Origin of the sequence: Salinibacterium sp. G-O1, assembly GCF_030063305.1 — a bacterium.
GTDB lineage: Bacteria > Actinomycetota > Actinomycetes > Actinomycetales > Microbacteriaceae > Rhodoglobus.
In genome coordinates this window covers 277,870-297,739 of the sequence record NZ_JASISV010000001.1, presented here as the reverse complement: position 1 = coordinate 297,739, position 19,870 = coordinate 277,870, and the positions used below count along the sequence as shown (strand labels likewise).

Here is a 19,870-nt window from a genome sequence, read left to right as displayed (position 1 = left end):
CGTATAAATACCGTAGCATGATTATTGACATTGCAAGAGATTTTCTTGAAATACGCAACACAAACAGTTCAATGGAGAATGACATGACAGAGTCCGCGACACTTCAGATCGGCGATCGACTTAGCGATTGGATCGAGGTTGAGCGACTCGGGGCGGTCATGACGCCTGACCCTGACGACCCCCGCGAAGCTGAGGGCGTACTCAACCCAGCATCCGCACGGGACGCAGAAGGGACGACCTGGCTCTTTCCGAGGGTGGTCGGGGGGGGCAACTACTCACGCATAGGTCGAGCGCGCCTCATCGAGACGGACGGCGTGCCCACATCGGTTGCACGCGACGGGTTCGCGCTCGAACCCCAGCTGCCCTTTGAGAAGAATGCGCGCACCGCCGGCACCGAGGATCCACGCATTACCCGCATCGACGCCATCAACATGTGGGTCATGACGTACGCCGCATACGGGCCGTTCGGGCCGCGGATCGCTCTCGCCGCGTCATCCGACCTGCTCAACTGGGAGCGGCTCGGCGTCGTCGACTTCGCGTTCGAGTCGCGGTGGTCCACCGACTTCAACCTCTATCGCAACAAGGACGCGTTGCTGTTTCCCGAGGTCGTAACCGCGCCAGATGGTCAGCCCGCCCTGGCAATGCTCCACCGGCCCATTTGGGATCTCGACGAGATCATCTCGGGTGCCGGCGAGCCGCTCCCCGCTGGCATCGAGGACCCGCGGCTGGGCATTTGGATGTCCTTCCTGCCGATCTCCCGGCGCCGCGAATCCCTCGCCTGGCTGCGCTCCTGGGAGCAGCACACCCTGGTCGCTATGCCAGAGCACGAGTGGGAGCAGCTCAAGATCGGGGGCGGCACTCCGCCCGTCCGCGTACCGGAGGGCTGGCTCACGATTCACCACGGGGTTCGCGGGGAATGGGTGAAGGGAGTCGATCAGCAGGAGAACGTCTTCTACAGCGCGGGCGCGATGCTGTTTGATGCGACGGATGTCACGAAGCTCATTGGGCGCACGGCCCTGCCCATTCTGCTTCCGGAGACTTCCGACGAGCGCGAAGGGATCGTGAACAACGTGGTCTTCCCCACCGCAATCGAGTCGAGGGCTGGAGGCTTTGATTTCTTCTACGGCATGGCTGACACCCGGATCGGTGCGGCACATCTCACCTGGCGGGGGGCGTCGGCATGAGGGTCGTGTTCATCGGCGATAGCATCACCGAGACCGGCCGCTTCGACGAAGCAGACGCACCTCTCGGCCGCGGGTATGTGCGTCTTCTCGCTGACCACCTGGGGCCGGAGACCACAGTCATCAACCGCGGGATCGGCGGCAACCGCATCGCAGATCTGCAACAGCGGTGGTCTGCGGACGCCATGACCCACGCGCCCACCCTTCTCTCGGTGTACATCGGAATCAACGACACCTGGCGCCGCGCCGAGCCAGGTGAGCACACTTCCCCCGACGAGTTCGCTCGGGCGTACCGTGATCTGCTTGATCGAGCACTCGCGAGCGGGCATCCGCGACTCGTGCTTATGGAACCGTTTCTTCTGCCTCTCACGGCGGCTCAGGAAGCGTTCACCGACGACGTCGACCTCAAGAGGGCCGTCGTCGCATCCATCGCCTCGGAGTACGGGGCGACCCACGTCGCGCTGCAAGCACCCTTAAGTGCTGCAGCATCAGGCCAGGGACCGGCGGCGATCGCGTACGACGGTGTGCACCCCACGCCGTACGGCCACTCACTGATTGCCTCGCTCTGGCGAGATGCGGTCAGCTAGATTTCAGATGCCACGATCCGTGCTGAAGATCGCGAGCCTCGAGCAGCACAGGCGGTCGGGGTCCGGCCGCGTTGCGGAAGGCGCCCATAACTGCCTCTTGAACTGCACTTTCCGCGCTCCTCAGATGTCGGGGGTCGCTGCTTGACTGTGTCTATGGAACCCCTCCTACTCGACCCGGCGAATGCAGATATCCGCGTCGAGTTCGGCATGGCCGAGGCCGAGTTCGCCCAGCGCACCCAGTGGCGGGCATCGGCGGAGGTGTTCCGCGCGATCGACGCGACTCTGCGCGAGGCGGCCGCGCATCCTGAGGTGTTCATCGACGCGGCAATGCTGAGGGGCGATGCTGTCGAGTTCGCCGAGCGAGCGGCCGCCGCGGATTTGGCCGTGCGACTCAACATCGCCGAAGCTACGGTCCGTGCCCAGGGCCACGTCGCCAGGACGCTGCGCGAGCGGCTCCCCATTCTGTGGGCCTGGTTCGCCGAGGGCGAGATTCACACTCAGAACGCCCGTGAGGCCGCCTCGATCGTCATCGAATTGCCCGCCGATTCCTGGGCCCACTTCGAGAGCCAGCTGGTGGATGCCGCCCGCACCCTCGCTCCCGCCCGCTTCCGCGCACGCGCGCAGGCCGTCGCAGAGCGGCTGCAGGCCAGCTCAATCGATGAGCGCCACGCGGCGGCGGAGTCCCGCCGAGGCGCATGGACCGAACTCGATCGCGACGGAATGGGCTGGCTGCACGCCTACCTGCCGGCCGAGAAGCTGGCGATGGTCGGCGCTCAGCTCGAGTCGCTCGCGTTCGGGTTGTTCACCGAAGCCGACGAGAAGCGCACCATGACGCAACTGCGCGCGGACGTGCTCAGCGACCTGATGATTGGCACAGGTGAACAGTCGAGCGTCGGGGTCACAGTCGCGCTCACGATTCCCGTCCTCACTCTGCTTGGGCACGACAACCAGCCGGCCGTCCTCGAGGGAATTGGTCCAATCGACATTGACACCGCCCGCCGGCTGTGCGCGACGGCCCCGACCTTCACCCGGCTGCTCACCGACCCGGTCAGCGGCACCGTGCTCCACATGGATCCTCGCCAATACCGTCCATCCGCCGCGCTGCGGCGGTGGCTCGCAATAACCCAGGTCACCTGCGACTTCCCCGGCTGCGGGCGACGGGCCGCGCAATGCGACCTCGATCACTCCACAGCGTGGGCCGAGGGCGGCCCCACCACGGCCGGGAACCTTGCTCATCGCTGCCGAAAACACCACACGATGAAGCACCAAACAAAGTGGCACGTCGAAAAACCACCGCGCGCGCAAAGAGCGGTATGGACCAGCCCCACTGGTCATAGCCGCGAAGCCGACCCGCCGCCGTTCTAGCTGGAGTCGCGAGCGTCGCTTGAGAGCGACATCACGATCCTCACTCGTAGCTCGCCTGACCGCCGCAGTCAACCGCTTCAACGAAGCTCCTCCGGCAGGTAGACCGGAGTTATGTCTGATATCTACACGCCCCGAGACCCACTGACCGCATACCCCCGCCCGCCGTTCCCGCCGCAGCAGCAGTCGGGCTCGGGCGACACCGAGAAGATGGATCCGGTGCCGGATCACGGCGAGCAGAGCTACGTCGGTCACGGACGCCTCGCTGGCCGCCGCGCACTCATCACTGGGGCGGACTCCGGCATTGGCCGGGCCGTTGCGATCGCGTTCGCGCGTGAGGGGGCGGATGTCGCGATCGGATACCACACCCAGGAGGACGACGCGAAGCAGACCGAGGCCCTTGTTCGCGACGCCGGTCGCAACGCGGTGCTGGCGCAGGCCGACATCGGCGACGAGGAGCAGTGCCGCGCCCTGGTCTCAGCGGCGGTGGAGGGGCTAGGCGGGCTCGATCTGCTGGTGATGGTTGCGGGGGCGCAGGCCACCGTCGACAGCATCGACGACCTCGAGACCGAGACTCTCGACCGGATCATGAAGACCAACGTGTACTCGTTATTCTGGCTCTCCAAGGCCGCGATGGAGCACTTCCAGCCCGGCGCGGCCATCATCACCACCTCGTCAATTCAAGCGTTCCACCCGTCCCCTCAGCTGGTCGAGTACGCGACGTCGAAGGGCGCGATCGCCAACTTCACCCGGGCCATGGCGCAGCAGCTTGCCGAGCGCGGTGTTCGCGTTAACGGTGTCGCCCCAGGACCGTTCTGGACCCCGCTGCAACCGGCCACCGCACCTACGGAGAAGCTCGAGCATTTCGGGGAGCAAGTCCCGTATGGTCGACCCGGCCAGCCAGCCGAGCTTGCATCAACCTTCGTGTATTTGGCCTCGCAGGAGTCCAGCTACACGAGCGGCGAGACTATCATCGTCAACGGCGGCGAGCCCGGGCACTGACATCACAGCAGCGGCCGGGCTACTCCGGGCTCGGCCGCTCCAGTGCCTTGGAGCGAGTCGCTCTGGGCGCATCGCCGACCGCCGATTCGAGCGGTACGTAGGTAGACCGACGCGCGGGAGTGCGGCGTTTGGAGCGAAACAATTGCAGGAATCGCAACCACGGTCGAGATTCCTCAGCCGTCTTGGGCCAGACCAGGCTTGTCGCGGCGCGCATGATATTCGCCCTTCCCGATTTCGTCCCGGGCGCCAGGCCCCGCCCGCGGATCGGGGGTTACGCGAGCGCGGCCTGGACCGGAACGATACGTATCGTGCTTACGAGCTTACGGAGGCTTTGGGGAACGAAAAGGGGGTTGATCAATCCCCCAAGTCGTGGTTAGGGCTCAGAGTGCCGGCACGGCAAGGCCGCTGACGAGACCCCGGGCCCACGCAGCGGCTCGTTCGAGTTCCCCGTCTACCAGCGGCCCTTGATAGCCATGAACACGGAACGACACCGGCTTGATGGCGACATCGAACCCTCGCGATCGCAACTCGTGCCGCGCTGCCTTCGCGGCCGATCCCGGCAGGCGGGGCGAGTTCACCCTCGTGTCGAATGCTGCGGACGGAATCGGCACCGTGACGGGGGTGAGGTCATCCAGCCATTCCCGGATGCCGCGTGCCGGCACATGCACGTCAGCATCCTGCTGCCGGGCGCCCTCACGCGTCGACTTCCTGCTCATCGAGAAGGCGTGGGTCGGGCCGCCGACGATCAGCAGGTCGTACCCCTCCACCACGTCCGGTGCGGAGTCGGTGTCCACCACGTCCACTGTCGCGATCGGTTCCAGCGCCCGGGCGACGGCCTCGGCCACCTTCCTCGTGTTGCCCCAGAGCGATTCGTGAACGACTAGAACCCGCATGATTCTCCCTCGTGTGCGTCGGTGCCCCCATCCCACCCCGAAGGCGCGGGCGACGACAGTGCCGTTGGTCCCGAGGCGTTGGATTACCGGCGGGACTTCGCCCGCGGGTAGAACCAGCGCAGCAGGCCGAGGGCGACCACGACTCCGACGAGCTGGGCCGCGATGTAGCCGGGCGCTGAGGTTGGCGCGATGCCGGCGAAGGTGTCGCTGAACATGCGCCCGACCGTGATGGCGGGGTTAGCGAAACTGGCGGAGCTGGTGAAGAAATAGGCAGCCCCGATGTAGGCGCCGACCGCCCAGGGGGTGACGCTGGCGCGATCGGTTTTGGCGAGCACGAAGATGGTCAGCAGCAGCCCGGTGGTGGCGACGATCTCGGCGAGGAAGTGGCCAGGGGTGAGCCTGTCGGTGGTGCTGATGGTGATGGCGGGGTCGCCGAACATGAGGTTGGCGAGGGCGGCTCCCGCGATGCATCCCACGACCTGGCTGGGGATGTAGGCGGCAGTGTCGCGCCACGATCGCAGCCCGGTGACCGAGTCGACGAGCGAGACTGCCGGGTTGAAGTGGGCGCCACTGATCGGACCGAAGATGAGGATGAGCACCGGCAGTCCCATGGCAGTGACGAGGGCATTCTCGAGCAGTTGCAGCCCGGTGTCGGACGGCGAGAGCCGTTGGGCGGCAATTCCGGAGCCGATGACGAGGGCCGCGAGGAGGGCGCTGCCGAGAAACTCGGCGGTCATCCGCCGGGTGAGTGCGAGGTTCACGCGGTGACGAGCAGTCGGGCGACAGAGTCGAGGGCGCCGGGCACGAGCTTGAAGTAGGCCCAGGTTCCGCGCTTGGAGCGCGTGACAAATCCGGCTTCGGTGAGCACCTTCAGGTGGTGCGACACCGTCGGCTGGCCGATGTTCAGCGGCTCGGTCAGGTCGCACACGCACGCCTCCTGGCCTTCGGAGGCGGCGATGATCGAGATGAGCCGCAACCGCGCCGGGTCGGCGATCGCCTTCAGTGACCGGGCGAGGTCGTCGGCCTGCGCCTGGGTCAGCGGGTCACGCGTCAACGGTGCGCAGCAGGCCGCGGCGTCGATCACGGGCAGCAGGGTCATCGTGCTCATAGTTTCCACCCTATCTCGAATATTGACATTCATCGATGTTCTGCGGAACACTGGATGCATCGACAGGAGTCGATATTAAAGGAGTTCCCGTGACGCTCATCGACCTCACCTCGCCCATGGTCCGCGAAGACCGTCTCGACGGCCTGCCGGTGGCGATCATCGGTGCCGGTCCCATCGGCCTGGCCGCGGCCGCGCACTTGGCCGCGCGCGAGGTGGACTTCGTCATCTATGAGGCCGGGCAGTCGATCGCCGAGAGCATGGCGTCGTGGGGTCACATCCGGCTGTTCTCGCCGTGGAGGCATCTCATCGACCCCGCCGCCCGCACCCTGCTCGAGGCTTCGGGGTGGATTCAGCCCCACAACATGCAGACCGCGCCGACCGGTGCCGAGCTGATCGAGAAGTACCTCGCCCCGCTGGCCGCGCTGCCGCAGATTGCCTCGCGCATCCATACGGGAGTTCGAGTGGATGCCGTCACCCGGCAGGGCATGGACCGCACCCGTTCCACAAACCGCGCCACCACCCCGTTCGCCCTCCGCATCACGGACAGCGACGGCGCCATCCGCGAGGTTACCGCGCGGGCCGTGATCGATGCATCCGGAACCTACACAACCACGAACAGCCTCGGATCGAACGGGCTAGAACCGCTGGGCCTGGCGGAGGTCGCAGACCACGTCACCCACGCGCTGCCCAACGTGCTGGGTCGTGACCGCGTGCGCTTCGCAGGCAAGCACATCACCGTCGTCGGTGCCGGGCACTCGGCAGCGAACACTTTGATCAACCTCGCCACGCTCATCCAGACCGAGCCAGACACCCGCGTCACCTGGGTGATTCGCAACAAGCGGGCAGAGCGGGTGTTCACCTCTGAGGATGACGAGCTGACCCGCCGCGCGTCGCTCGGCGCGAAAGTGAAGAAGCTGATGGACTTCGGCGTTGTCGAGATCGTCGACGGCTTCGAGATCACCGGTCTCGCGAAGACCGGGAACCAGGTGGACATCTCGGGGCTGCGCCACGGAAATGTGGAACACATCACCACAGACATCGTGGTCAACGCCACCGGATTCCGGCCGAACCTCGACATCCTTCGCGAGATCCGCCTCGACCTCGATGAGGTCGTCGAGGCTCCGGTCAGGCTCGCTCCCCTGATCGACCCGAACCTGCACACCTGCGGCACTGTCGAGCCTCACGGATTCGCCGAACTCGAGCAGCCCGAACCGAACTTCTTCATCGCCGGAATGAAGAGCTACGGGCGGGCCCCAACGTTCCTGCTCGCCACCGGGCACGAGCAGGTGCGCTCCATTGCCGCCTACCTCGCGGGCGACCTGGCCGCCGCGAGCAACGTCGAGCTGGTGTTGCCTGCGACCGGGGTGTGCTGCACCGACCCGGGGGCAAGCTCGCCCGCCGAGCCTATGCTTTTGGATGTGACTACCGATAAGCCCACAGTCCTGTTCGTCTGCATCCACAACGCCGGCCGCTCCCAGATGGCCGCCGGATTCATGACCGCGCTCTCCGGCGGGGCCGTGGAGGTGCGCTCGGGCGGCTCAGAACCCGGCGACCAGATCAACCCGATCGCGATCCAGGCCATGGCCGAAGAGGGAATCGACATCTCGCAGGGCGTGCCCCAACTTATGACCACCGAGCAGGTGCGCGACTCCGACGTGGTCATCACGATGGGGTGCGGCGACGTCTGCCCGATCTTCCCCGGCAAGCGCTACGAAGACTGGGCGCTGGTCGACCCCCGAGGCAAGAGCATCGAAGATGTGCGCCCCATCCGCGATGACATCAAACGACGGATCGAAGAGCTGCTCGCCGAGCTGCTGCCCGCGACCGCCTGAGAGAGGCCGGCCTGGTTTTCAGTCGATTGGTGTGTCGTCAGCATCTAGAGCGCTATCGCCCGAGGCTCGCTCGCTCAGCCACCAAAACACGTGTGCGCCGAGGAACCATGCGAACAACCCCGCCGCAGCAGGTTGAGCGAGAAGAGAGCTTCCCTGGAACGAAACCATGACCAGCCATGCGGCCAGACCTGCTGCGGCGGCGGTCGCGAACAATGTCAGCAGCCACCACAGGACGCCGCGGGATTCCTGGACGCCCTGTTCGCGCGCTGAGCGCCGTGCTGGCAGCCAACCTTGCGTCAGGACAAACGCGGCGACCAACCCCACCGCCGCGACCAATAAGGGGACGAGCAACTCCCTGGCCCACCCGGAAGTCGCTTCAGCGATCAGATGTGAGAACACGATGACTACCGTCGGCGCAATTCCCGCCAGCAGCCATCGGCGAGTGGAGCCATCCGGCCGGGGCATGTCGAGCCGTCGCGCCTTTCTCAATGATGCAATCAGGGACGCTACCGCAAGCAGCGTCAGACACACCGCCACCGGCTGTGCTCCCCTGTACACGATGGTCGCGATAATCGCGGCTGCGAAGAACGCAACCGAACCGATCCACATTCCCCAGGACCAACTGCGGCTGCTCGCGCCACGTGTGTCAAGCAGCCCTCGCAATTCTCCTCCCAGCTGGTCGTGGGGTGCCGTTACTTCTCTGATTACGGCGGGGCGCCGACGATCCAGTTGGTGAAGCTCTATCGCGCCCCGCACCAGCGCGGCCGAAAGCACAATGGCCACAATCACCAAACCGGCAACCCCCACCACGAACCCGAACTCCGGGTACGGCTGCAGAGTTGCGGGGCCCGACGCGAGGATAGCGACGACTGCTGCGACGACGAGTGCGAGAAGCGCCGCTCGCGCTGGGGCGACGACAAAGGGGAGATTCACAAGCAGCGGAGGCAGAAATGCGGTGATCGCGAGTCGGGCGATAGTCCCCCGACCCGTGCGGGCTGCGCGTAGCGCGGCGCGTGCGGCGCGTGACGCAACCGCGACGAGATATCCGTCGGAGAGGTTGCGCAGACTGTGCGCGCCAGCGGACATCCGACCGGCAACGGCAATCGGATCAACGTCATTGCAGTCCCCCACGAATGGCCGTTCACGCTCGTCTGACCGTGCGGCCTGAGACAGAATCGAAGATTGAGCTGCGCGAGCGTCAGCGGCCGCAGAGGTCGCATCGGCAGAGGCATGGTCGCCGAGAATCCGCACCACCCCTGCGGCCCCGTCAAGTCGCCCCCACCACCAGTCGTTGGTGCGCCACCAGCTCGAGAAGAAGGCGCCGAAGCTCCAGAGTGTGGTGCCTGCAAGCTTGGTAAACGGCTGAAGTCTCCGGTGCCCGGCGGCGTCAATATCCCTCGCGTCGTCGAAATGAGTTCGCGCCGCAAAGAGTTCGTCATCGTCAAGGTGCATCCATTGCTCAGCCAGATCAACGGACTGCGCGAGTTGCAGGCTGCGAAAATCTTCGTCAAGGCTGCAGCGCTCGTTTGCCGAAATCACATCGAATCGTAGAGACGACACCGGCGTTGGGATGCCGATTACCGCGGTGAACGGGGCGAGATCGATGGCCTCTGCGCCATCGATTGCCGCGAAGACCGTCCACGGCACGTCGCGTGTCATCGCCTCCGGCAGTCGATCTGAGAGTTGTTTGATGAGTGCCACGGCCTTGCCGAGTTCGGACCAGTAGATGTCACCGTTCCAGTCGTGGTTGCCGTCTATCCACGTCGCAACGACGAGCCTGGCGGCTCCGACCGCACCCAGGTGATCATCAATGCAGGTCGATATCAGCGCTGCGTTCAGGGCGAGATCGCGGTTGGCTCTGACCGCGGCGGCTATGTCATTTACCCGGCGGCGGGCATCGATGCGCTGGCGCTCGCTCTCCTCGGAAAACCATTGGTCTCTGTCGAACAGGTTTGACTCCAGCTCGCGGAGCCAGGCGATCGCGCACGCCGCGGCGTCGAGAACTGCCTGTGGCCCGAGCAGGATGGCCGCGGCGATCTGCTCGTTGTCGAGCGCCGAGGTCTCGACCCGATCGGGGTCGTAGCACTTAAAGATCTGTGTCTCGAGGGCAACGATGAGCTCTCGAGATGCGGGCGGTACCGCCGTGCGGGTCGGCAGGTCCGTGCCGAGCTGCCAGACAGCAGGATCGGTGAGGGCATCGCTCAGCAGCGACAAGTCGGCGGTTGAACGATAACGCGCGTATCCAGGTCGTGCCTTTTTCGCGTCGTAGCTCACGCCTAGCGACGCGAACGACTCGCGGCGCCCCTGCCAGAGAATCCGCTCACGCCGGAACCGCTCAAGCTGGTTGATCTCCTCATCTCCGGACTCACGAACGCCGCGCAGACTCATCGCATTGCGGATGTTGTCGATCATCCTGATGATCTTCGGCGGTGGCGGTGCCTCAGGGGAGGGTGGCACCAAAGCGGACGGCGTGGGGTCGCGCACCAGCAGCTTCGTCGGGTCGGGTTCAAGGTAGAGGATCGACCGCGAGACGAAGTCCTCGGCGGGCATCCGCTGAACGGACCGCAATGCCCGGTCTATCGGGACATTGTCGGCCACACCGCCGTCGATCACGCGGAACGGGCGCATCCGGCCGGCCTCAACCTCCGCCCGATTCGCCTGTGCCCGGTGATGGCTAAACGCGAAGTCGAAATCGATGTGCGGAGTGGATGGATCAATGCGCTCAAGGCCACCGACGGGACGTGAGAGTATTCGCGCCGGTTCGAACGCGCCCGGGAAGGAGGAGGTCGTGCGGGCGGCGTAGGCAAGACGATCGAACGCGACGTCGTTCGGGGCGTCCCCAGACGGAATCTCGCGCCCTGCTGGTGATATCGGCGCACCGGGCACGGTGGATTCGTGCGCCGGCGATTGGCTGCCGGTGAACCGGAAATGGGCGCGGCCCTCCTGGAATCCCCACTCCGGTTGGGCGTCGGCGTCCACAACGGTTCCGGACAGTTCCACCGAGACTGCCCGGGCCTGATGATCCTCGGATGCCGGCGCCTCAAGTAGCTCGTTGATCGCCCTCCTTGCCTGCCCGGCGAAGTAGTGGTCACCGTCAAGAAGCGATGTGTACTTCTTCGCCCAGGGCTTCCTGAGCAAGTTCCACACTGCACCGGCATCTAGCCAGGTCCGCAGCACTGTGTCGAATGACACTCCGGCGCGCTGCGAAACCCCAAACAAAACGGCATTGAGGCCACCGGCACTCGCACCCGCGAGCACGTCAAACTCGACCTGATCGAATTTGGCGCCAATCATCAAATCGGCATAGATCCTTGCGCGCGCAATCACCTCGTCTGACTCGTCGACTCCAAGATGCACGAGATACGCTGCCGGGTGCTCGGGGGCGCCGAGTACGCGCACCCGGCGAAGCAGATCGAGTTCGGCCACCGCACCACCGATCCAGACTGCCAAACTGATGCCGCCCTTCATCGCCAGGGCTACTCGGAGGGACCGGTTGAACGCGGGTTTCCGCGAGTCCGGGGGAGGCGCATCCCCCGCAATATTCAGCGGGATGAGGGATGCGATGCTGGGTTGCATTTGCCTCTCCGTTACTTCCGGTGGAGCTGGCCTAAGGCCATACGGCGGGTGGGTGAGGAACCTGGACGAGATCACTCTCGACCGTCTCGTGAATCACCGCTGGGTCCGGTGCATAAGCGCATTATCCACCTGCTCATGTCCCTTCGTCCAGAGGGAAAGCGGGCCTCAGCGGAACGCGGCGATCCCCGTGATCGCGTTGCCCAGCACGAGCGTGTGGACCTCGTCGGTGCCCTCGTAGGTGCGCACCGATTCCAGGTTGTTCGCGTGCCGTAACGGTGAGTAGTCCAGCGTGATGCCGTTGCCGCCGAGCATCGCCCGCGCCGAGCGGGCGACGTCGATCGCGACCCTCGTGTTGTTGAGCTTGCCCATCGAGATCTGGTGCGACTTCAGCTCTCCCCTGTCTTTGAGTCGGCCCAGGTGAAGCGCAAGCAGCATCCCCTTCTCAATCTCGAGCGCCATGTCGACGAGCTTCGCCTGGGTCAGCTGGAACGCGGCCAGCGGCTTGCCGAACTGGGTGCGCTGCAGCGAGTACTCCAGCGCCGCGCGGTAGCTGTCGCGGGCCGCGCCGATCACACCCCACGCGATCCCGTACCTGGCTTCGTTCAGGCAGGCGAACGGGCCGCCGAGCCCCTCGGCGCCGGGCAGGAGCGCATCACCGGGGACGCGCACGTCGGTCAGTTCGATGTCGCACTGGATGCTCGCCCGCATTGACAGCTTGGGGGTGATCGGCGTCGCGACGAAACCTTGTGTGTCGGTCGGCACGAGAAAGCCCCGGATGCCGTCATCCGTCTGGGCCCAAATCACGGCAACATGCGCGATGCTCGCCAGCCCGATCCACCGTTTTGCGCCGGTGAGCACCCAGTCGTCGCCGTCACGCCGGGCGAAGGTGGTCATGCTGCTCGGGTCGGAGCCGGAGCCGGGCTCCGTCAGAGCGAAGCATCCGATCACCTCGCCTTTTGCCATGCGCGGCAGCCACTCGGCTTTTTGCTGCTCGCTGCCGTGCTTGGCGATCGCGCTCATCGCGAGCGACCCCTGCACCGACACGAACGTGCGCAGCCCCGAGTCACCGGCCTCCAGTTCGGCCGCGGCAAGACCGTACTCAACCGCGGAACGGCCCGCGCATCCGTGCCCCTGAATATGCATCCCCAGCAGGCCGAGCTCGGCAAACCGCGGCACCAGCTCGACCGGGAACACCGCGTTCTCGTACCATTCGGCGATGCGCGGGCGAACCTCCTCGTCGACGAACGAGCGCACCGTGTCTCGCAGCGCGAGCTCCTCGGCCGTCAGCAGTGAATCAATCGACAGCAAGTCATAGGGGTCGGCCATTCCCTCACTCTACGAACCGCAGGCACGATAGTGATAGCGAACAGCCTCGGTAAGCTCTGGATATCCAGCAGAAGGGCCAACGATGGTCATCCCCGCGCGGCCCCTCGACGGGTTTCTCGTCGCCGACCTCACCCGGGTGCTCGCCGGCCCCACCGCCACCATGATGCTCGCCGACCTGGGCGCCCGCGTCATCAAGGTCGAGCGACCCGGCCTCGGCGACGACACCCGCCGCTTCGGGCCGCCGTGGGCCGGCTCCTCCAGCAGCTACTTCGAGAGCGCGAACCGCAGCAAGCAGTCGATCGCCCTCGACTTCTCTGACGAGACGGATGCGGCCCTGGCCCGCGAACTCACCGATCGGGCCGACATCGTGGTCGAGAACTACCGCACCGGCGCCCTCGCCCGGTTCGGGCTCGACGAGGCGAGCGTTCGCGCCCGCAACCCCAGCGTGATCTACGCCTCCATCACCGGCTTCGGCAGCGGCGACGGTGCTGGCGAACTCGGCTACGACTTCCTCCTGCAGGCGGTCGGCGGTCTCATGAGCGTCACCGGCCAGCCGGACGGCGAGCCGACCAAGGTTGGGGTCGCGATGATCGACCTGCTGGCCGCGAAAGACGCGGTGATGGGGATCCTTGCCGCCGTCATCCACCGGGCGCGCACCGGCGAGGGCCAGCACGTCGAGGTGAACCTCATGTCGAGCGCGGTCGCGTCGCTCGCGAATCAGGCATCGGCGTACCTGGCGACTGGCGAGGTGCCGCAGCGCATGGGAAACCGGCATCCGTCAATCGCCCCCTACGAGACTGTGCGCTGCAGCGACGGCTACCTCGCGCTCGCGGTCGGCAACGACAGGCAGTGGGCGGCCCTCGCTGCCCTGATCGGTGAGCCCGAGCTGGCCGACGACCCACAGTTCTCGACCAACTCGGCGCGGGTCGAAAACCACGCGGCGATGCTGGCCCGCCTCGAGGCCGGGCTCGCCTCCGCCGGCGTCGCGACCTGGACCGAGCGGATGCGCGGGGTCGGCATCCCCGCCGGCAAGGTCAACGACATCGGCGAGGCACTGGCGCTGGCCGAGCGACTCGGGCTCAGTCCGCGCATCGGGGTGGATGCGGGGCATCCGGATCAGATCCGGCATCCGGTGCGATACTCCGCCTTCGAGCCCACAACACCAACCGCGCCACCCGCGCTCGACCAGCACGGCGCCGAGTTGCGGGAGTGGCTGGCTGCACCCCCGAAACCGGCCTAGCTCTGGACAGACCCCGACCGACGCTCCTATCGTCGAAACACACCCGATCGTGAGGAACACCATGAGCTACGCCGTCGTCAACCCCGCGACCGGAGAATCCGTCGCCACCTACGCCACGATCTCGGATGCCGACCTGGCCGCCGCCGTCGATACCGCCGCCGCCGCCCACAGCGACTGGTCCCGCTCGTCAACGCCCGCCGAACGCGCGGCGCTGCTGCAGAAGGTCGCCGACCTGCACATTGAGCGTAGAGAGGCACTCGCCGACCTCATCGTGCGGGAGATGGGCAAGCCCATCGAGCAGGCCCTCGGCGAGGTCGACTTTGCCGCAGCGATCTACGAGTACTACGCCACCAACGGGCCCGAGTTCCTCAAGGACGAGCCGATCGAGCTGCTCGACGGCGACGGCTCCGCCTTCATCCGCCGCAACTCGCTGGGCGTGCTGCTGGGCATCATGCCGTGGAACTTCCCGTACTACCAGGTGGCGCGCTTCGCGGGCCCGAACCTGATGATCGGCAACACGATCATCCTCAAGCACGCGTCGCAGTGCCCCGAGTCGGCCGCAGCGATCCAGCAGATCTTCCAGGACGCCGGATTCCCCGAGGGTGCCTACGTCAACGTCTTCGCGGCATCGAGCCAGATGGAGCAGGTCATCGCAGACCCGCGCGTGCAGGGCGTCTCGCTCACCGGTTCCGAGGCGGCCGGTGCATCGGTTGCCGCGCTCGCCGGCAAGTATCTGACGAAGGTCGTGCTCGAGCTGGGCGGCTCCGATCCGTTCATCCTGCTGAGCACCGACGACATGGATGCCACGGTCGAGGCCGCGGTCGGCGCCCGTCTCGACAACAGCGGCCAGTCCTGCAACGGGGCGAAGCGCTTCATCGTGATCGACTCGCTCTATGAGGAGTTCCTGTCGAAGTTCACAGCGTCACTGACGGCCGAAGCCCCGAACGACCCCACCTTGGCCGACACCGTGCTGGGCCCGCTGTCGTCACTTGCCGCCGCGGAGGGGCTGCAGAGCCAGCTCGATCGGGCGGTGGAGCAGGGCGCGACCCTGGCTTCCGGCGGCACGCGTGACGGCGCGTTCTTCCCGGCGGCAGTGCTCACAGACGTAAAACCGGGAATGGATGCCTACCACGAGGAGTTCTTCGGCCCGGTGGCGGCGGTCTACCGGGTGAGCTCCGAGGAGGAGGCCATTACGCTCGCCAACGACACGCCGTTCGGCCTGGGCTCATACCTTTTCACCACCGACAAGGAGCAGGCGATGCGGGTGGCCGACCGCATCGACGCGGGCATGGTCTGGGTCAACATCGTGCTCGCCGACGGTGCCGAGCTGCCCTTCGGTGGCGTGAAGCGATCGGGCTCCGGGCGCGAGCTCGGCCGTCTCGGCGCCGAAGAGTTCGTCAACAAGAAGATGATCCGCATCGCCGGTTAGGGAACGGCTGGGGCCGCCCTGCGCGTCTTGATCCACCCGATCATGCCCCACGCGGCGACGATGAACCACACGGTGTTGAGGATCAGGAAGCCCCACTGCAAACCGCCCAGCGCGACAACCGCGAGGATCGCCGAGCCCGCGAGGTTGAGCAGCAATGCCGTAAGCGATCGCGGGGTGACCACTCCACGTTGAGTGAGCGTGAACGCGGCAAGAATGAGAAGGGCGCCGAGAATCTGCGCGAAGGTAGCCATGTCGTGAACGTTACAGCGCGAAAGCGCCGGCAGGGTTGTTCAGCAGGCGACCCACGTCTGCCAGGAATCTCGACCCCTGCTCGCCGTCGAGCACTCGGTGGTCGAACGACAGGCTGAGCGTCACCACGTCCCGCAGCGCCACCTTGCCGCGCCACTCCCACGGGCGTCGGGCGACAGCCCCGACCGCAAGGATGGCGGCTTCGCCGTTGTTGAGGATCGGCGTGCCGGCATCCACGCCGAAGACCCCCACGTTGGTGATGGTGAAGGTGCCACCGGTGAGGTCGGGCGGGCGAGTCTCGCCGGCCTTCGCGGTGCGGGCGAGCTGCGTGAGGGCGGAGGCGAGCCCCGCCAGGTCGAGGGTGTGCGCACCCTTCACCACCGGAACGAGCAGGCCGCGCGGCGTCGCCGCCGCGATCCCCAGATTGACGTGATCGAACCGGGTGATGCCCTGGTCGTCCCAGCGCGAATTCACCTGCGGCGAGCGCTGCATCGAACTGCAGACTGCTTTGGCGACCGCGGCAAGGAACGTCAGGCGCAGCTCGCGGAACGGCGCTGTCGAGCGCAACTCGTCGAGCAGCTCGACGGTGCGCGTGACATCCACTGTGAGAAAGACCGTGACGTGCGGGGCGGTGAAAGCACTGCGTGTCACAGCCTCAGCGGTGAGCTTGCGGATGCCCGCAACCGGCACCGTCGTGCCGTCGGGCGACTGTGCGTCAGGGGTCGGCGAGTGGTCCCCCGCCGCTGCCTCCACATCCGCGCGCGTGATCAGTCCGGCCTCGCCGCTGCCGTGCACGTTCGTGAGGTCGACTCCGAGCGACTCGGCGAGCTTGCGCACCGGCGGCGCGGCGCGGCGCTGCGGCACGGTGGCCGCCATGCTCGGCGACGGCTCCGCCGTCGGCAGGTTCCGGGCACGCCGCACGGGCTGGCCCGCCGCCTGCGGGGCAGCGCCATACCCGACGAGGTTAGGCGGGGCCTCCTCGGGGTCGGCCTCCGGTCCCGGGACGGGCTCCGGTGACGCGGGGGCGGCATCTGCGGCATCCACCTCGAACGAGACGATGGTGTTGCCGACCGCGACCGTGGTGCCCTCCGTCACGTGCAACCGGGCGATGCGCCCGGCGTAGGGCGAGGGCAGTTCGACCATGGCCTTCGCGGTCTCGACATCGGCGATGACCTGGTTGAGGGCGACCATGTCGCCCTCGGCGACATGCCATGCCACGATCTCTGACTCGGTCAGGCCCTCTCCGAGGTCGGGCAGCGCAAAATCCTTGACGGTCATGAGATCTCCAGGCCACTGAGCGAGTTGGGGCGGTCGAGCGCGCGGTCGAGACCGTCGAGCACCCGATCAAGGTCGGGAAGGTGGTACTTCTCGAGTTTCGCCGGAGGGAAGGGGATGTCGAAGCCGGTCACCCGCACCGGAGCGTGGTTAAGCGAGTAGAAGCACCGTTCTGTGATGCCGGCGGCGATCTCCGCGCCGAGCCCGCCGGACTCCGCAGCCTCGTGCACGATCACCACCCGCCCGGTCTTGCGCACCGAGTTGGCGACGGCCTCGAAATCGATGGGTGCGAGCGAGCGCAGGTCGATGACCTCGACCGACACGCCTTCCGTGCTCGCCACCTGCGCCGCCTCGACGGCAACCTGCACGAGCCCGCCGTAGCTGACGATCGTCACGTCACGCCCCTCAGACACCACGCGTGCGGTGTCCATGGCGTTCCGGCCCTGGCCACTGCTCTCAAGCTCCACGTCGCCCTTCACGTGATAGCGGCGTTTCGGTTCGAAGAACAGCACGGGGTCGTTGCTGGCGATTGCCTCCTGGATGACCGTGTACGCGTCCTGCGGATTCGACACGCTCACCACCCGCAGCCCCGAGGCGTGCATGAAGTAGGCCTCCGGGGAATCGGAGTGGTGTTCGGCCGCACCAATGCCGCCGCCGAACGGCACCCGGATGGTGATCGGCATCGTCACCGCGCCGGCGGTGCGCGCGTGCATGCGGGCGACCTGACTGACGATCTGGTCGAAGGCCGGGTAGATGAAACCGTCGAACTGGATCTCGCAGACCGGCCGGAAGCCGGCGTAGGCGAGCCCCACGGCGGTGCCGAGGATGGCGGATTCGGCCAGCGGGGTGTCCATCACCCGACGCTCGCCGAACGAATCCTGCAGCCCCTCGGTGATGCGATAGACACCGCCGAGTTTTCCGATGTCTTCACCCATCAGGATGACGCGGTCGTCATCCGTCATCGCCTGGCGCAGTCCCGCGTTGATCGCCTTGCTGAGCGTCATCACCTGGGAAGTCATGACTGCACCGCCGGTCGGGTCGGGGCGGTCTCGAACATGGCGAGGTACCGCGCGTAGTGGTCGCGTTGCCGGTCAAGACCGCGGTGCGGCTCACTGTAGACGTGCTCGAAGAGGCTCAGCGGCTCGGGATCGGGCAGGGCGAGGCATCCGGCGCGCAGTTCTGCCGCAACCCGGTCGGCGGTCTCGTCGATCGTTCCGGCCACCTCGTCGGTGAGAGCCCCCGTGCTGCGAAGGTACGCGCCGAGACGCGCGATCGGGTCGCGCTGTGCCCACTCGGCTAGCTCGGCCGGCTCGCGGTAACGAGTGGGGTCGTCTGCGGTGGTGTGCGGCCCCATCCGGTAGGTGACCGCCTCGATGAACGTCGGGCCGTCACCGCGGCGCGCCCGCTCCAGTGCCTCGCGGGTGACAGCGAGCACGGCCAGCACGTCGTTGCCGTCGACCCGCACCCCGGGCATCCCGAAGCCGGCAGCCCGGTTCACCAGCTGCTCCTTGCTCTGCAGGCCCACAGGCTCAGAGATGGCCCAGTGATTGTTCTGGCAGAAGAACACGACGGGAGCCTTGAAGGTGGATGCGAAGACCATCGCCTCACTGACGTCGCCCTCGCTCGTGGCGCCGTCGCCGAAGTAGGTGACCGACACGACATCCGACCGGTCGTTCTGCATGCCGAGCGCGTAGCCGGTGGCATGCAGGGTCTGTGCGCCGATGATGATTTGCGGGGTTGCCATACCGAAGTCGTATGGGTTCCAGCCGGACTGGGACGTGCCCCGCCAGACTTTGAGCAGATCGACTGCGGGAATTCCGCGGCAGTAGGCGACGCCGTTCTCGCGATAGCTCGCGAAGACGAAGTCTTTGTCTTCGAGCGCACGGGCGGATCCGACCTGGGCGGCCTCCTGACCGAGCAGCGGCGGCCAGAGGGCCAGCTGGCCCTGGCGTTGCAGGGCTGTCGCTTCGACATCGATGCGCCGCACAACGACCATGTCCTCGTAGCGGGCGACCAGTTGCGCGTCGTCAATATCGGTGACCCACGCCTCGAAGAGGGAGGTGGATGGGCGCGAACCGTCGGCCGTGATGAGTTGCACGAACTCCGCGGCATCGTCCGGCATCGCGGCCGATGGTGATGTGGTGACTTCTTGCTGAGGCATGGGGCCCTCATCCGTTTCAATCCGCACGGCGTTGTCCAGATTGTCTTTCAATGCTAAGAACCGCGGGTCAGATAGCGCAATACCTCGCACTGTGACTGAGCATTATGACAACTCAGGCCTCTGGACTGGCGGAGGGAAGAGGGCTAACGTTGCGCATTATGCGTACCCTCGATTCGACCGATCTGCGGCTGCTGCTCGCCCTCACCGCCAGCCCGCGAGCGACGACCGTCGCGCTCGCCGAGCAGCTGAAGCTGAGCCGCAATACCGTGCAGGCGCGACTGGCCAGCCTCGAGGCATCCGGCGCCTTTCTCTCGTTCGAGCGATGCATCGACCAGGCCGCCCTGGGGTACCCGCTCACCGCCTTCACGACCATTCACGCTCACCAGCAGCAACTCGCCACGATCACCCACGCGCTGCTTGAGATCCCGCAGGTCGTCCAGGCGCACGGGCTGAGCGGCCCGTCAGACATCATGGCGAAGATCGTCTGCCGCTCGGCCGAGGAGCTGTTCGAGGTCAACGCCCAGCTGCTGGCGATCCCCGGAGTGGAACGCACCGAAACGGCGCTGGCGATCAGCGAACTCGTGCCCTACAGAATCGCGCCCCTCATCCGCGAGGCTGCTCGCGAACTATAGCGGCGAAGCCCTCTCGC

Annotated in this window: 17 protein-coding genes; 8 read left to right on the top strand and 9 right to left on the bottom strand. The window is 66.3% G+C overall.

Annotated features, from left to right (window positions below; translation table 11 throughout):
* The first annotated feature begins 83 nt into the window (after window positions 1-83).
* The 4 genes from QMG83_RS01450 (at window position 84) to QMG83_RS01435 (ending at window position 4,132) form a co-directional block, all read left to right on the top strand.
* On the top strand, window positions 84-1,184 hold the full coding sequence (locus QMG83_RS01450) for a glycoside hydrolase family 130 protein (RefSeq protein WP_283503590.1): 1,101 nt from the start codon (window positions 84-86) through the stop codon (window positions 1,182-1,184).
* Complete coding sequence (locus QMG83_RS01445) at window positions 1,181-1,768, top strand: SGNH/GDSL hydrolase family protein (RefSeq protein WP_283503589.1); 588 nt, start codon at window positions 1,181-1,183, stop codon at window positions 1,766-1,768. The genes QMG83_RS01450 and QMG83_RS01445 overlap by 4 nt, the downstream gene beginning before the upstream one ends.
* Window positions 1,769-1,921: 153 nt before the next feature.
* Window positions 1,922-3,133 (top strand): HNH endonuclease signature motif containing protein, encoded by a 1,212-nt coding sequence (locus QMG83_RS01440; protein WP_283503588.1) that lies wholly within the window; start codon window positions 1,922-1,924, stop codon window positions 3,131-3,133.
* A gap of 111 nt (window positions 3,134-3,244) precedes the next feature.
* A complete protein-coding gene (locus QMG83_RS01435) occupies window positions 3,245-4,132 on the top strand; it encodes an SDR family oxidoreductase (protein ID WP_283503587.1) in 888 nt (295 codons plus the stop codon).
* A gap of 380 nt (window positions 4,133-4,512) precedes the next feature.
* Here QMG83_RS01435 and QMG83_RS01430 read toward each other — a convergent pair whose 3' ends face one another.
* The 3 genes from QMG83_RS01430 to QMG83_RS01420 form a co-directional block, all read right to left on the bottom strand.
* Window positions 4,513-5,025, bottom strand: coding sequence for a flavodoxin family protein (locus QMG83_RS01430; RefSeq protein ID WP_283503586.1), 513 nt, complete (start codon window positions 5,023-5,025; stop codon window positions 4,513-4,515).
* 83 nt (window positions 5,026-5,108) lie between these two features.
* Complete coding sequence (locus tag QMG83_RS01425) at window positions 5,109-5,786, bottom strand: MIP/aquaporin family protein (RefSeq protein ID WP_283503585.1); 678 nt, start codon at window positions 5,784-5,786, stop codon at window positions 5,109-5,111.
* Window positions 5,783-6,133 carry an ArsR/SmtB family transcription factor gene (locus QMG83_RS01420; RefSeq protein WP_283503584.1) on the bottom strand — a complete coding sequence of 117 codons (351 nt, stop codon included), beginning with the start codon at window positions 6,131-6,133 and terminating at the stop codon, window positions 5,783-5,785. The genes QMG83_RS01425 and QMG83_RS01420 overlap by 4 nt, the downstream gene beginning before the upstream one ends.
* An 89-nt stretch (window positions 6,134-6,222) precedes the next feature.
* Between QMG83_RS01420 and QMG83_RS01415 the strand changes: the two genes are divergently transcribed.
* Window positions 6,223-7,965, top strand: a complete 1,743-nt coding sequence (locus tag QMG83_RS01415) for an NAD(P)-binding domain-containing protein (protein ID WP_283503583.1) — start codon at window positions 6,223-6,225, stop codon at window positions 7,963-7,965.
* An 18-nt stretch (window positions 7,966-7,983) separates the two neighbouring features.
* Here the strand turns inward: QMG83_RS01415 and QMG83_RS01410 are convergent, their stop codons facing one another.
* Together QMG83_RS01410 and QMG83_RS01405 are read right to left on the bottom strand one after the other, a co-directional pair.
* Window positions 7,984-11,541 (bottom strand): DUF3376 domain-containing protein, encoded by a 3,558-nt coding sequence (locus QMG83_RS01410; protein WP_283503582.1) that lies wholly within the window; start codon window positions 11,539-11,541, stop codon window positions 7,984-7,986.
* A 165-nt stretch (window positions 11,542-11,706) separates the two neighbouring features.
* Entirely contained in the window at window positions 11,707-12,867 is a 1,161-nt protein-coding gene (locus tag QMG83_RS01405; protein ID WP_283503581.1) for an acyl-CoA dehydrogenase family protein, read from the bottom strand.
* An 82-nt stretch (window positions 12,868-12,949) separates the two neighbouring features.
* Here QMG83_RS01405 and QMG83_RS01400 point away from each other — a divergent pair, with 82 nt between their 5' ends.
* Both QMG83_RS01400 and QMG83_RS01395 read left to right on the top strand, forming a co-directional pair.
* The gene (locus QMG83_RS01400; RefSeq protein WP_283503580.1) at window positions 12,950-14,107 is read left to right on the top strand and encodes a CaiB/BaiF CoA transferase family protein; all 1,158 of its coding nucleotides are present in this window, start codon (window positions 12,950-12,952) and stop codon (window positions 14,105-14,107) included.
* A gap of 61 nt (window positions 14,108-14,168) precedes the next feature.
* Complete coding sequence (locus QMG83_RS01395) at window positions 14,169-15,536, top strand: NAD-dependent succinate-semialdehyde dehydrogenase (protein ID WP_283504501.1); 1,368 nt, start codon at window positions 14,169-14,171, stop codon at window positions 15,534-15,536.
* Here QMG83_RS01395 and QMG83_RS01390 read toward each other — a convergent pair.
* Genes QMG83_RS01390 through pdhA form a run of 4 tightly spaced genes read right to left on the bottom strand, consistent with a single transcriptional unit; the run spans window position 15,533 to window position 19,221 of the window.
* On the bottom strand, window positions 15,533-15,787 hold the full coding sequence (locus QMG83_RS01390; RefSeq protein ID WP_283503579.1) for a CBU_0592 family membrane protein: 255 nt from the start codon (window positions 15,785-15,787) through the stop codon (window positions 15,533-15,535). The two genes, QMG83_RS01395 and QMG83_RS01390, sit on opposite strands and share 4 nt — an antisense overlap.
* Before the next feature lie 10 nt (window positions 15,788-15,797).
* Window positions 15,798-17,063, bottom strand: a complete 1,266-nt coding sequence (locus tag QMG83_RS01385; RefSeq protein WP_283503578.1) for a dihydrolipoamide acetyltransferase family protein — start codon at window positions 17,061-17,063, stop codon at window positions 15,798-15,800.
* A complete protein-coding gene (locus tag QMG83_RS01380) occupies window positions 17,060-18,079 on the bottom strand; it encodes an alpha-ketoacid dehydrogenase subunit beta (protein WP_283503577.1) in 1,020 nt (339 codons plus the stop codon). The genes QMG83_RS01385 and QMG83_RS01380 overlap by 4 nt, the downstream gene beginning before the upstream one ends.
* A complete protein-coding gene (gene pdhA / locus QMG83_RS01375; RefSeq protein ID WP_502948985.1) occupies window positions 18,076-19,221 on the bottom strand; it encodes a pyruvate dehydrogenase (acetyl-transferring) E1 component subunit alpha in 1,146 nt (381 codons plus the stop codon). Before pdhA ends, QMG83_RS01380 begins: the two co-directional genes overlap by 4 nt.
* Window positions 19,222-19,379: 158 nt before the next feature.
* Here pdhA and QMG83_RS01370 point away from each other — a divergent pair, with 158 nt between their 5' ends.
* Window positions 19,380-19,853 carry an Lrp/AsnC family transcriptional regulator gene (locus QMG83_RS01370; protein WP_283503576.1) on the top strand — a complete coding sequence of 158 codons (474 nt, stop codon included), beginning with the start codon at window positions 19,380-19,382 and terminating at the stop codon, window positions 19,851-19,853.
* Window positions 19,854-19,870: the final 17 nt, after the last annotated feature.

Coding starts and splice junctions, on each gene's coding strand:
- QMG83_RS01435 (WP_283503587.1), top strand. CDS start 3,245: ATGTCTGATATCTACACGCCCCGAGACCCACTGACCGCATACCCCCGC.
- QMG83_RS01420 (WP_283503584.1), bottom strand. CDS start 6,133: ATGAGCACGATGACCCTGCTGCCCGTGATCGACGCCGCGGCCTGCTGC.
- QMG83_RS01380 (WP_283503577.1), bottom strand. CDS start 18,079: ATGACTTCCCAGGTGATGACGCTCAGCAAGGCGATCAACGCGGGACTG.
- QMG83_RS01410 (WP_283503582.1), bottom strand. CDS start 11,541: ATGCAACCCAGCATCGCATCCCTCATCCCGCTGAATATTGCGGGGGAT.
- QMG83_RS01450 (WP_283503590.1), top strand. CDS start 84: ATGACAGAGTCCGCGACACTTCAGATCGGCGATCGACTTAGCGATTGG.
- QMG83_RS01390 (WP_283503579.1), bottom strand. CDS start 15,787: ATGGCTACCTTCGCGCAGATTCTCGGCGCCCTTCTCATTCTTGCCGCG.
- QMG83_RS01385 (WP_283503578.1), bottom strand. CDS start 17,063: ATGACCGTCAAGGATTTTGCGCTGCCCGACCTCGGAGAGGGCCTGACC.
- QMG83_RS01395 (WP_283504501.1), top strand. CDS start 14,169: ATGAGCTACGCCGTCGTCAACCCCGCGACCGGAGAATCCGTCGCCACC.
- QMG83_RS01440 (WP_283503588.1), top strand. CDS start 1,922: ATGGAACCCCTCCTACTCGACCCGGCGAATGCAGATATCCGCGTCGAG.
- QMG83_RS01400 (WP_283503580.1), top strand. CDS start 12,950: ATGGTCATCCCCGCGCGGCCCCTCGACGGGTTTCTCGTCGCCGACCTC.
- QMG83_RS01370 (WP_283503576.1), top strand. CDS start 19,380: ATGCGTACCCTCGATTCGACCGATCTGCGGCTGCTGCTCGCCCTCACC.
- QMG83_RS01430 (WP_283503586.1), bottom strand. CDS start 5,025: ATGCGGGTTCTAGTCGTTCACGAATCGCTCTGGGGCAACACGAGGAAG.
- QMG83_RS01405 (WP_283503581.1), bottom strand. CDS start 12,867: ATGGCCGACCCCTATGACTTGCTGTCGATTGATTCACTGCTGACGGCC.
- pdhA (WP_502948985.1), bottom strand. CDS start 19,221: ATGCCTCAGCAAGAAGTCACCACATCACCATCGGCCGCGATGCCGGAC.
- QMG83_RS01445 (WP_283503589.1), top strand. CDS start 1,181: ATGAGGGTCGTGTTCATCGGCGATAGCATCACCGAGACCGGCCGCTTC.